9 protein-coding genes are annotated in these 12,257 nt (G+C 56.0%); 1 reads left to right on the top strand and 8 read right to left on the bottom strand.

Annotated features, from left to right (window positions below):
* Positions 1–38 precede the first annotated feature (38 nt).
* The 4 genes from PCH01S_RS14720 to PCH01S_RS14740 form a co-directional block, all read right to left on the bottom strand.
* Complete coding sequence (locus PCH01S_RS14720) at positions 39–1,865, bottom strand: SPOR domain-containing protein (RefSeq protein WP_042230473.1); 1,827 nt, start codon at positions 1,863–1,865, stop codon at positions 39–41.
* A 611-nt stretch (positions 1,866–2,476) separates the two neighbouring features.
* Complete coding sequence (gene murC / locus PCH01S_RS14730) at positions 2,477–3,862, bottom strand: UDP-N-acetylmuramate--L-alanine ligase (RefSeq protein WP_042230476.1); 1,386 nt, start codon at positions 3,860–3,862, stop codon at positions 2,477–2,479.
* An 8-nt stretch (positions 3,863–3,870) separates the two neighbouring features.
* Positions 3,871–5,247, bottom strand: coding sequence for a bifunctional folylpolyglutamate synthase/dihydrofolate synthase (locus PCH01S_RS14735; protein WP_042230478.1), 1,377 nt, complete (start codon positions 5,245–5,247; stop codon positions 3,871–3,873).
* Between the two features lie 79 nt (positions 5,248–5,326).
* Entirely contained in the window at positions 5,327–7,993 is a 2,667-nt protein-coding gene (locus tag PCH01S_RS14740) for a valine--tRNA ligase (RefSeq protein ID WP_042230479.1), read from the bottom strand.
* 498 nt (positions 7,994–8,491) lie between these two features.
* On the opposite strand from PCH01S_RS14740, the gene PCH01S_RS30905 reads away from it, so the two are divergent.
* A complete protein-coding gene (locus tag PCH01S_RS30905; protein WP_009672975.1) occupies positions 8,492–8,656 on the top strand; it encodes a hypothetical protein in 165 nt (54 codons plus the stop codon).
* 69 nt (positions 8,657–8,725) lie between these two features.
* Here the strand turns inward: PCH01S_RS30905 and PCH01S_RS14745 are convergent, their stop codons facing one another.
* From PCH01S_RS14745 to tuaD, 4 genes are read right to left on the bottom strand one after another with little or no spacing between them, the layout of a single operon-like run.
* Complete coding sequence (locus PCH01S_RS14745; protein WP_042230480.1) at positions 8,726–9,658, bottom strand: hypothetical protein; 933 nt, start codon at positions 9,656–9,658, stop codon at positions 8,726–8,728.
* Between the two features lie 43 nt (positions 9,659–9,701).
* Positions 9,702–10,394: a hypothetical protein gene (locus tag PCH01S_RS14750; protein WP_042230482.1), complete on the bottom strand. Its 693-nt coding sequence runs from the start codon at positions 10,392–10,394 to the stop codon at positions 9,702–9,704.
* Entirely contained in the window at positions 10,391–10,882 is a 492-nt protein-coding gene (locus PCH01S_RS14755; RefSeq protein ID WP_042230484.1) for a VanZ family protein, read from the bottom strand. Before PCH01S_RS14755 ends, PCH01S_RS14750 begins: the two co-directional genes overlap by 4 nt.
* A 22-nt stretch (positions 10,883–10,904) precedes the next feature.
* The gene (tuaD, locus tag PCH01S_RS14760; protein ID WP_042230486.1) at positions 10,905–12,257 is read right to left on the bottom strand and encodes a UDP-glucose 6-dehydrogenase TuaD; all 1,353 of its coding nucleotides are present in this window, start codon (positions 12,255–12,257) and stop codon (positions 10,905–10,907) included.

The following is a 12,257-nucleotide window of genomic DNA, read 5'->3' on the forward strand; positions in this document are numbered from 1 at the left end:
CAGGCCGTGTTTTTGCGTGATGGAGCGGCGGATTGAGCCTACGCCGATGCGGCGGTCAGCTGCTGCATCAGGCGCTTCTCGGCGACGACGTACTGCATCAGCGCCTCTTGGGCTTCGGCCAGAAGCGGGGCGGACGGCGACTTGCCGTACTCGCCGAGCTTCGCGACCGCCTTGGCGAGAGCCGCGTTCATCTCCTCGACCTGCGGCTTGGCCGCGTCGGGGATTCCCGCGGCTACCGCCGGCTGCAGAGCCGCCCACGCCTTGGCGGCGGCGTCGAGCGGCTGCAGCGAAGCCGCGTCGAGCGCGCCCGGCGAAGCCTCCGCCATCTTCGCGGCGGAGAGGCTGCCGGCCGTGCCGGCGACCTTTGCGCCCTGCGCGAGATAATCCGCGAGCGGCTGGGCGCTGCCGCTCTTCCAGTACACCTTGCCGACAGCGGGAAGATCGAGCGGCTTCGCGAAGACTTCGATTTTCTTGGCGGCAAGGGCTGTCTTCAGCTTCGCGGCGTCCTCCTTGCTCCCGGTGAGTCCGACGTACACCGTCGTCTTCGTGCCGGGTTCCGCTACCGCCGCAGCGCCTTTGCCCCGCGCGTCGGCGCGGGCGGTCTCCGCGCTCTGCGGCGTGCTGAAGATGCCGTTCTGCAGCACGGTGTAGGAGCGCGCCGGGATCGAGGCCGCCGCAGTCGGCCCTCCGACCGGCGGGGCGGCAACGGCCGTGCCCGCCGACGGAGCCGAAGCGGCCGGGGCGGAGGCATCCGGCTTCAGCGGCGTGACGGCCCCGGGGCTCGGCTGGGCCTGGGCGGTCGCGGCCGGACCCGCGTCGATCGTGATCGGCTTCTCCGCCCCTCCCGAGAACATGGAAAGGACAAAATAGCCGAAGGCCGCCCCGGTTACCATCGCTCCCGCAACCGATGTGGCGATGCGCAAAAAGCCGCCGCTGCCCGAGCGGGAAATCCGCACGCCCGATTTTACGGGCTCCTCCCAATGCAGCCGGTTGTACGAATCTTCGTAAACGGGCTCTCTGCGATAATCTGCCCCTTCGCCTTCATAATAGACGGGCGGATTGCGCCTCTGCCCCGAATGCGGCGCTTCCGCAAGCTGCCGGTCATGGAAACTCCTCTCTTCCGAGGAGGACCTAAACCTTCTGTCCCTCGTATCCTGCACACCGTTGTATTCGGAACGCGTATAGCCGTCATCCTCACGCTCGTCTTCTTGAGCGGCACGGAGGCTGTTATAGCCGGGCAGGGAGGCCGTCCCGTGATCGATAAAGCCGCTTGGATCCTCCGGCCAGCCGAGATTTGGCGGAAGCGGATAGCGTTCTTCACGTCCCCGTTCACCTGAATTGCCGCGCTCCACGGACGGTTTCTCCCGGAACCGGTAATCCGTATATTCGCCCTCCTGCTCGGACGGCCCCTCAAAATCCCTCATCTGCCGTGCGGTCGCTTCCTCGTCTCTACGTTCCGTGTACGCGGTCCGGTCCAATTCCTCATATTCCTGTCTTCTTTCTTTTTCTTCCCTGAAACGTTCGTTAATCGTGCTCTCAAAATAACCGGAATCTCCCCGGTAACCCGGTTCGGATTCCCGGATAAGCTTGGCGATCCGTTCCGTTTCGGCATCATAAGGACTTTGCCATGTACCGAAGTCGGCCGTATATTCATTCAGTCCTTCCCGGTTCCGGGGACCCGCTTCCGTGTCCCTCCGGTTTTGCCGGGCTTTTTTCGCTCTATCCGCCTCCGCGTCTCTCCAAAGAGCTTCCGAAACCGAAAACTCCTCTTTCGTTAAAGGAATAACTTTACCGCCCGATTTATCTTCTTTACGGTTTGTCCGGTCGTTTCCGTCTATACGGTAAGAAATTCTCGCTTTGTTCATACGGCCCATCTCCTTATCCGCGTTCTACTATCAGCCTATGAACGAAAGCGGAAAAATATGTCCGGGCCTCTGAAAATTTTACTAGAGTGGGAATTTTCCTTATCGTTCTATATGCTATAAGTATAAAGTGGATAAACGGAGGAACCCGAATCATGGCCCCGATCAACAAAAGGAACTCTTTGCTGCTGCGTGCAAGTATACTCGCTGTCTTGGGCTTTATCGCTCTTACGTCAAACCTGACAAACTCTAACTCATCCACTACTCTGTACGTATTTAATCCCTATATTCCTTTGACCGAGGAGCGGCTTAAAGGGCTCGGTATCGACGTGATCTCTTACAATCCGCCTATAGATAAGTTTAAAATCACGTCGTATCCTACATACGTTCTAGTAAAAACCAAAACACAGGAGCTAATAGGGATAACTAACGATTTTACGGAACTAGAGAGATTGAGAAAGAAAAACAACTAGCCGTTTAACTCGCGAAACGCTTCCCTTCTCGGCATGCTTATTCCCCATAAAAAAACCTCCCGTCAGCGTAGGCTGAGGAAGGTTTTCGTACTGTGGCGTGCAGTATGTTTTGTTTTATTTTGTTAGGTTGAAAAAACTTCTTTACTCCGCCTCATAGCGGGCGCGAAGCGTTTTGGCGAGACCGTCCGCCGTTTTCCAAATGTCTCCGGCTCCCATCGTGATCACGAGATCACCCGGTTTAACGCGGTCCGTCAAGTAGACTTCCGCTTCGCCGCGGGTCGGGATATAGGTGACGTTCGGATTGCTGTTCTTGCGGATCAGTTCGACGAGCTTCTCGGAGCTGATGCCTTCGATCTGCTTCTCGCCGGCGGGTGAGTAGATGTCGGTGATCAGCACCTCGTCCGCCTCTTTGAACGCATGGCTGAACTGCTCGAATAAGTAAAACGTACGCGTATAGCGCTGGGGCTGGAACACCGCGATAAGATGCTTGCCCGTCGCTTTGGCCGCAGAGATCGTCGCCTCGATTTCCGTGGGATGATGGGCGTAATCGTCGATTACGAGAATGTCGTTCACTTCGCCCAGCACCTGAAATCTTCGTTTGGCGCCGCGGAATTCGTGGATCGCCTCGGCGATCTGGTCAAAGGTAAGGCCCGCTTCCAGACACGTAATCAGCGTTGCCATCGCATTGTATACGTTGTGCCGGCCGGGAACCGACAAGCGCAGCTTGCCGAGCGTCTCGCCGCCGCGGCGAACGCTGAAGGACACTTTCCGGTCGCCCAGCTCGATATCCGTCGCCACATAGTCGGCATCCCGGTCGATGGCGTAAGTAAGGGTCTCGCTTTTGATCTGCGGAAGCATGCCCCGCAAATATTCGTCATCGAGACAAATGATCGCCTTGCCGTCTTCTCTCACCTGGCTGAGGAACTGGGCATAGGCTTTTTTCAGATTCTCGAAATCTCCGTCATAGTTTTCCAGATGATCCGCTTCGATGTTATTCACAAGGGCAAGCGTCGGATGATACTGCAGGAAAGTGCCGTCGCTCTCGTCCGCTTCGGCTACGACGTAGTCGCCTTTGCCCGCTTTGGCATTCGAGCCGATGTTCATGATTTCGCCGCCGATGATATACGTCGGATCTGTTCCGCAGTGCTCCATCACAAGGGCGATCATGGAAGAGGTGGTCGTTTTGCCGTGCGCTCCGGCTACCGCGATGCCTTTGCGTTCATTCATCAATCTCGCGAGCATTTGCGAGCGGTGAATGACGGGAATGTTCTGCTCTCCGGCCGCGACCATTTCCACATTGTCCTTGGACAACGCCGTGGAGTAAACCACGAGGTCCGCTCCGTTCACGTTCTGAGCTTCATGCCCGATATAGACGCGGGCGCCTTTGGCCCGAAGCTTTTCCGTCAGTTCCTGCTGGGCCAGATCGGAGCCGGATACCTGATAACCCATTTCCAGCATCACTTTGGCGATCGCACTCATACCGTAGCCGCCGATGCCGATAAAATGTACGTGTTCTGGGGTATTCAATGTCGTTCTCACCATCCTTTTTCAGAGTCGGTCGTGTATAAGAGCCAAGAACGAACATCAGAAATCAGGTAGAGCGTGCCGGATACGACCGCCAGATCATCCTGTCCCGTTCGCTGCTTCAGTTGTTCTAGGGCTTTTTTCCAATCCGGTTCCACCACGATATCGATATCCCGGTTCACGTCCAGTTCACGGAGGGTCTCCCGGGCCCGGTCGGCCAGACGGGATGCATTTTCTTTTTTATGAAAATCCGGTTCCGTAAGGATAAGCGTATCCACCATTGGTAGTATATGCCTGAAATAGCCGGGTTGATTCTTCGTGGACAACATGCCGGCCATCAAATGCAGTTTCTTGTAGGAATACGTGTCATTCAGTGCGGCGGCCAGCGTCTGCGCCCCCTCGGGATTATGGGCTCCGTCCAGCAGAATCCGCGGATTGTCGGAAACCATTTCAAGGCGGCCGGGCCACTGCGTTTCGCTCATGGCGGCGAAAAGATCTTCGTCGTCCACGATGAGCGCGTTATACTGGCGCAAAACTTCGAGCGTCATCAGCGCCGCGGCGGCATTTTTCAATTGGTGCGCCCCGTTGAGGGAAACCGGCACGTTCTCGATCGAACGGAACGGACCCGTGAAGTTCAGCTTCTGGCCGTCCAGTTCCGTGGATACGGGCTCGAAGGTAAACTGCTTGCCCAGGAGATAAACTGTTGTGCGTTTGCTCTTCGCATCCCGGATAAACAGTTCTGCAAGCTCGGGCTGTTCAACGGTCGTAACCAGGGGCACGCCGGGCTTAATGATGCCCGCCTTCTCAAGCGCCACCTGCTCCAGTGTATCGCCGAGAATATCCATATGATCGTGGCCAATGTTCGTGATAACGGAAATGACCGGCGATACGATGTTGGTGCAGTCAAGACGGCCGCCGAGCCCCACTTCCAGAACGACATAATCCGGGAACGTGACTGTGCCGAAATACAAGAGCGCTAGCGCCGTGCAAATTTCGAACATCGACGGGGAACCGAGCTCGGTCTCTTCCAGTTCGTCGGCGATCGGTTTCAGCCGGTTCGCCAGAAGCAGCAGATGCTCTTCTTCAATATCTTGACCGTTATACTGTATACGGTTCGTAAACTTTTCGAGATATGGGGACGTAAAGGTTCCGACATCGTATCCGCTGCGGATAAGCACCTTCGTCAGAAAGGCGCAGGTCGAGCCTTTGCCGTTCGTGCCGCCGACGTGTATAAACTTCAGTCTCCGGTGAGGATGACCGAGTTTCTCCATCAGCAGGTCCATTCGTTTGAGTCCGGGTTTGATGCCGACCGGCACGAGACCGGTGATCCAGTTCACTGCTTCGGTATAAGTCTTGAACGGGGAAGCCTCTTCTGTGTATTGTTCCATGACTATCATCCCTTTAATTGATGTGAATCGCGGTGCTCCACGTCAAAACGGACGGGGTGCACCGCGATATAATGCAGGCTTAGGCTTTCAGTTCGGCCAGACGGGCAACGACTTTGTCGCGCTTATCCGCGTAGTCGGCCATTTTCGCTTTTTCTTCTTCTATAACCTTGGCAGGAGCTTTGGCGATAAAGCCTTCGTTGGAAAGCTTCTTCTCGATCCGGGTCACTTCCCCGATGAGCGTCTGCATTTCTTTCTCCAGACGGGCGACTTCCTGAGCGATATCGATAAGTCCCGCGAGCGGCAGGAACAGCTCCGCTCCCGTCACGACAGCCGTCATCGCCTTATCCGGCGACGCGAGTTCCGCGGAAATGCTCAGCTCCGAGGTGCTGCAGAAACGGCGGAGGTACTCTTCGTTGCGAGAAAGAATCGTCTCTACGTCCTGGCCGGAAGGCTTGACGAGCAGCTCGATCTTCTTGCTCATCGGAACGTTCACTTCCGCACGGATGTTGCGCACGGCGCGGATAATGTCCATAAGCAGCTCCATTTCGCGTACCGCTTCCGGCGCTTCGAACTGCGCATCGTACACCGGCCAGGCGGCCAATGTGATCGTATCGCCTTCGTGAGGCAGATGCTGCCAGATTTCTTCCGAAATAAACGGCATAAACGGGTGAATCAGGCGCTGCGTCCGGTCAAGCACATAGGCCAGAACGGATTTCGTCGTTTTCTTGGCCGATTCATCCTCCCCGTACAGGGAGAGCTTACTGAATTCGATATACCAGTCGCATAGATCGTCCCAAATGAAGTTATACAGCAGACGGCCGGTTTCGCTGAATTCGTATTGATCGATCAGACGCGTTACATCGCGTGCCGTTTCGTTCAGACGGTGCAGAATCCAGCGGTCGGCCGTTCCGAGCTTGCCGCTCAGATCGATGTCCGCGGCCGTGAATCCTTCGAGGTTCATCAGCGCGAAACGCGAAGCGTTCCAGATCTTGTTCGCGAAGTTGCGCGTCTGCTCCACACGCTCGATGCGGAAGCGCAAATCCTGTCCCGGCGTGCTCGAAGTCGAAAGCATATACCGCATCGCATCCGCGCCGTATTTCTCGATAATTTCCAGAGGATCGACGCCGTTGCCCAGCGATTTGGACATTTTTCGGCCTTCCGCGTCGCGGATGAGGCCGTGCAGCAGCACGTCCTTGAACGGAACCTGATCCGTAAATTCCAAGCCGCTGAAAATCATCCGCGCGACCCAGAAATAAATAATGTCATAACCGGTGACGAGTACGTTCGTCGGATAGTAGCGCTGCAGATCTTCCGTCTGCTCCGGCCAGCCGAGTGTGGAGAACGGCCAGAGCGCGGAGGAGAACCACGTATCCAGCACGTCGTCATCCTGGCGGATATTTTCACTTCCGCAGTGCTCGCAGGCATGAGCGTCCTGCTGAGCGACGGTCACCTCGCCGCAGTCCGCGCAGTACCAGGCCGGAATGCGGTGTCCCCACCAGAGCTGGCGGGAAATGCACCAGTCGCGTACATTTTCGATCCACTGCAGGTAGATTTTCTCGAAACGGTCCGGAACGAAGTTGACGCCGGTGCCGTTCTTCTGCGCTTCAATGGCGCGTTCGGCAAGCGGCTGCATTTTCACGAACCACTGTGTGGACAAGTAAGGCTCTACAACGGCGCCGCTGCGCTCGCTGTGTCCGACCTGGTGGACGTGTTCCTCGATTTTGACGAGGACGCCCTGCTCCTGCAGGTCGGCGACGATTTTCTTGCGGCAGTCCGCACGGTCCAGTCCCTGGTAAGGGCCGGCGTTAACGTTCATCGTGCCGGATTCGTCCATCACGAGAATTTGCGGCAGGTCGTGGCGCTTGCCCACTTCGAAGTCGTTCGGATCGTGTGCCGGCGTGATTTTAACCGCTCCGCTGCCGAAATCTTTCTCGACGTACTCGTCGGCGATAACCGGAATCTCACGGCCGACCACCGGCAGCACGAGCATTTTTCCGATCATGTGCTTGTAACGCTCGTCTTCCGGATGAACGGCAACGGCCGTATCGCCGAGCATCGTTTCCGGACGGGTAGTCGCTACCGTAATGGAGCCGCTGCCGTCTTTGAGCGGATACACGAGGTGGTACAGGCTGCCCTGGATTTCTTTATATTCAACCTCGATGTCGGACAAAGCGGTACGCGCTTTCGGGTCCCAGTTGATAATATATTTGCCGCGGTAAATCAGGCCCTTGTTGTACAGGCTTACGAAAACTTCGCGTACGGCTTTGGACAAACCTTCGTCGAGCGTAAACCGTTCACGGGAATAATCGAGGGAAAAGCCCATTTTCGCCCACTGCTCGCGGATGGTTTCGGCGTACAGGTCTTTCCATTCCCACACTTTCTCCAGGAACTTCTCCCGTCCGAGATCGTAGCGGGAAAGCCCTTCTTCACGCAGCTTTTGCTCCACCTTGGTTTGTGTGGCGATACCCGCGTGGTCGGAGCCCGGAAGCCAGAGCGCATCATAGCCCTGCATCCGCTTCGTGCGCACCAGAATATCCTGCAGCGTAAAATCGAGCGCGTGGCCCAGGTGCAGCATCCCCGTTACGTTCGGCGGCGGGATTACAATCGTATAGGTTTCCGCGTCCGGACGCTGTCCTGCACGGAAAAATCCGTTAGAAATCCAGTAATCGTACCATTTTTTCTCGCTTTGCGAGGGATCGTAGGTTGTCGGCATGGATACCGAGTTTTTATCACTTGTTTCTGCCATAGTCCATTTCCTCCATTCAAGTACCTTGCGCAGCTGCTCCAGCTAACAAAAAAATCCCTTCGCCGCAAAGGACGAAAGGATGTGCTTCCGTGGTACCACCTTCATTTCACGCCTGCTCCCGAAACGAGCGGAACGTGACACTTGAGACGCATATAACGGTGCGGGCCGGTTCACGCTAAACTTCGCCGCCTTAAAGCGGACGAATGCTCACGCAAACAACTCCGGGGCGACTTCGAACGGCCGTTTATCTCCCTGTGGAACCTTCCAGCGCTGCAATTCCACTCTCTGAAGGGCTCGCCGTCTACTACTCCCCATCCACGTCGATTCAACGTAATAAAAAATGTTTGTAAAGCAAACCGTTAAATTACACTTTATAATAAACCAAACGGACCAAAAACGTCAATCTTTTCAATCCGAAAAGGACTATTACCCATCATAACCAAGGAGGCGCCCGCATAAACTGATAGCGGAAATTTTTATGACCGGAGGGGGATACTCATGCAAAAATGGTGGTGGAAAACCCGGTTCACCGTTCGGGGCGTGCTTTTCCCGCTCATCTGCATTCAGTTTGTCCGCACGCTGATTTTTCCCAACGGCCTCGATGTCTTTCTCTTGTTCGTTCTGTTTCTGGCCTATCTCGGTTTTCTTCTGGACGTGTATTAATAATAGTAGGTTTACGAAAAACGGCACGGAAAAACCGGCAACGCTTGTCGCGTCACCGGCCGTTCCCGCTTACTTCACAATGTTATCCAGCAGCATGCGGCCCGTCTCCATCTGAATATCGTACTCACGCTGGTATTCTTGGATAATGTCCGTGCTGAAGCCTTCATTCTGAAGCGTATTCTGGGCACTGCCCACAATATCCTTGAAATCGGACACGCACTGGGCGAAGCGCTCGGAAGCTTCCTTATAAATAGTGGACTTCTGGTGCGTTGTCGTCGCCTGCGCAAACTGCATCGCGTAAGAAACAAGGTCACGCTGGCACGCCGCTTTCAGCGCATTCAGCTTCCGGATCGTTTCTTTATTGATGGAATCATACCGGTCGTCACGGTCTTTGCCGCCGTTGCCGTTGTTACCCTGGCCGTTGCCGTTGTTACCCTGGCCATTGCCGTTGTTGCCTTGGCCATTGCCGTTGTTGCCTTGGCCGTTGCCGTTGTTGCCTTGGCCGTTGCCGTTGTTGCCTTGGCCGTTGCCGTTGTTGCCTTGGCCATTGCCGTTGTTGCCTTGGCCATTGCCGTTGTTGCCTTGGCCGTTGCCGTTGTTGCCTTGGCCGTTGCCGTTGTTGCCTTGGCCGTTGCCGTTGTTGCCTTGGCCGTTGTTTCCGTTATTTCCTTTATCTTGGCCGTTACCGTTCCCCTTACCGCCGCCGTTGTTCTGGCCTTTCCCGTTACCGGAATCCGGAGTCGGTGTTGGGACCGGTGTCGGGACCGGCGTCGGGTCTGGTTTAGGTTCAGGCTTAGGGACAGGAAACTTCTGATTGCCGCCCGTAAGAATCGGGAGCAGATATTCATTCAGGAAACCCCACACATTGTTGGCAAGCTGATCAAAACTCGCGCGGGCGTTCTGATTCATCGCCGCCTGCGCATTCGCCTGACCCGGCTGGAAAGCCGGGGACAGCAGAGCCAGCAGCAGTGCGGCCACGAGCGCTTTATTTAACTTTTTCACAATTTCACTCTCCTCTTGGCGGGCGTTCTGACAAAACCGCAGCTCACTCGTTAACGGATTGCTGATACGACTTGCCTTTGCTCAGGCCATATTTGCCCGCAATGGCAATCAGTTCGTTATACTCGCTTTCGCTCAGCCTGGCCATGATGATCGCTTTCGCCTTTTTCTTTTCTTCGCGTGACACGCCGTCCTTCATCAGGAGGCTTAGCTGCTTGATATCGCTTGCCTGCAGCCGCTTCAGCAGAACGGTTGTAATCTTCATCCGCTCCGACCAGGAAATCTCCTCGCTTAGGCGCTCGGCCCGGTCCGCCGATATGGCTGCCGGGTCTTTGGAGCGGCTTTTCGCGCTTCCGCTGCCGCGTCCGTCGCCGTCCTCCGCCGATCCGGCTGCCTGATGCCCGGCCTTTCCCGGGTCCCGCCTGGCGGGCGGCGCCGAAGACGCAGGAGCTTTCCCGCTGCCCGGCGCGGCTTTTACGCCCGGGAAAGCTTCCTGCGGACGGGAGCCGTCCTGCGCATCCGCACCGGGCGAAGCCGGAGCTCCGCCACCCGGAACCGGGTGGTCTTCCGGTGCTTCCTTGCCCGCAGCGTCGGCTTCGGCGTCTGCTTGCCCGTCACTTAAGGAGGCCGCCGTCCGGATCATTTCATCCGAAATCCGGACGGCCGCAAAACTCCCGGCCATTCCCGCTAAAAGGATGCCTGTCCCCACCCAAAGGAACAAGCGGCGTCGTTTGTTCATCTCCCGGCCTCCCGCCTTTTAATCCGGTTGCTTGTCCGCCAAAGCCGAATTCCCCAAGGCACCGCCCACACGGCTGCCGATAATCCCGCCAAGCCTCCGGCTGTATCCAAGACAACATCCTGTATTGCGCTGGTACGCATAGCTGCGGCCGATTGAACCCATTCATCCCCCATCGCGATCACGACGACATACAGCAGGGAAAAAAGTATCCGCTTCCTCCGCCGGCTCCCCCAGAAACAAAGAGCTTGATACGCAAGTGCGGCAAGTACGGCATAAACAACCAGATGGGACGTTTTACGAAAAATAAATTCGATGAACCGCATCGGATCGGACTGCGCCCGAATAATCGTATGATGGTAGCGCACCGTCACCTGCGGGATATAATCATGAATCTCCTCCTTTGTGAAAAGTTTATGCAATAAAGGCTGTATGCTCTGCTCGCGAAACGATTGATGAGACCAATGGAAGACGAGCAGCGTCCACAGCAATACAGGCAGCATCCATAAAAGCTTAGAGCGAAACGGTTTTGGCCGCACTGGCATTTGCGCTGCCGGTTGTGACGGCGGGGCGTCCGACGGAATAATAAACGAACTCCCGCTCTTTCATTTCCCGGACGGAGAAGCAATTGCGCCCATCCACAATAATCGGGGCCGTCAGCAGTTGTTTCACCCGGGCCAGATCCATTTCGACGATTTCGCTCCATTCCGTCAAAATGAGGCAGGCATCGCAGCCTTCCAACGCTTCTTCAAGCGTCTCGAAATCTTCGTAATACTCGGCGATCTGATTACGCGCGGCCTGCATCGCGATAGGATCGTAGGCCCGTACGTAGGCGCCGAGCCGGACCAGTTCCGGAATAATCGTCAAGGAAGGGGCGTAGCGCATATCGTCGGTGTTCGGCTTGAAGGCAAGTCCGAGTACGCCGATCTTTTTGCCTTCCAGGCAGCCGAGCGCCTGTTTCAACTTGTCCACGACAACCAAGCGCTGCTCGTCGTTGGCTGCGATAACCGATTTCAGCAGGGAGAAATCGAACCCCGCTTCTTCAGCGATATAAGAAAGTGCAAAGGTATCTTTGGGGAAGCAGCTTCCCCCGTAACCGATGCCCGCCTGCAGAAACTTCGCGCCGATCCGGCTGTCCAAACCCATGCCTGCGGCAACGGAGGTGACGTCGGCACCGACACGTTCGCAGACGTTGGCGATTCCGTTGATAAAAGAAATTTTGGTGGCCAGAAAAGCGTTGGCCGCATATTTGATCATTTCCGCGCTCTCCAGATTTGTCTGGAAAATGCGGGTGCGGAAAGGTGCGTGAAGATCGGCGATCCGCTTGGCCGCCTTGTCGCTTGTGGCGCCGATGACGGCGCGCTCCATGTTCATGCAGTCCTCGATGGCCGAACCTTCCCGTAAAAACTCGGGATTGGAAACGACATCGAACTGGACGAAGCGGTTTTTCCGGTTTTCCATAATAATCTGCCGGACCTGCTCACCGGTTCCTACGGGAACCGTGCTTTTGTTCACGATAATTTTGTAGCTGTTCAAATGCTTACCGATCGTCCGGGCAACCTCGTGCACGTAGCGCATATCGGCTTCACCGTTATCGCCCATCGGCGTACCGACCGCGATATAAATGATGTCGGACGCTTCAATGGCGTCGCCGATTTCGGAAGTGAAAAACAGACGGTCGGCATCGACGTTTTTCTTCACTAGTTCTTTGAGACCCGGCTCGTAAATCGGAATCTCGCCTTTGCGCAGCATCGCGATTTTGAACGGATCGACGTCGCAGCAGATGACGCGGTTGCCGATTTCGGAAAAACAAGTTCCGGAAACAAGCCCTACATAGCCACTTCCGACTACTGTAATTTTTTCCAT

Source organism: Paenibacillus chitinolyticus NBRC 15660 (assembly GCF_000739915.1).
GTDB classification, from domain to species: Bacteria; Bacillota; Bacilli; order Paenibacillales; family NBRC-103111; genus Paenibacillus_F; species Paenibacillus_F chitinolyticus.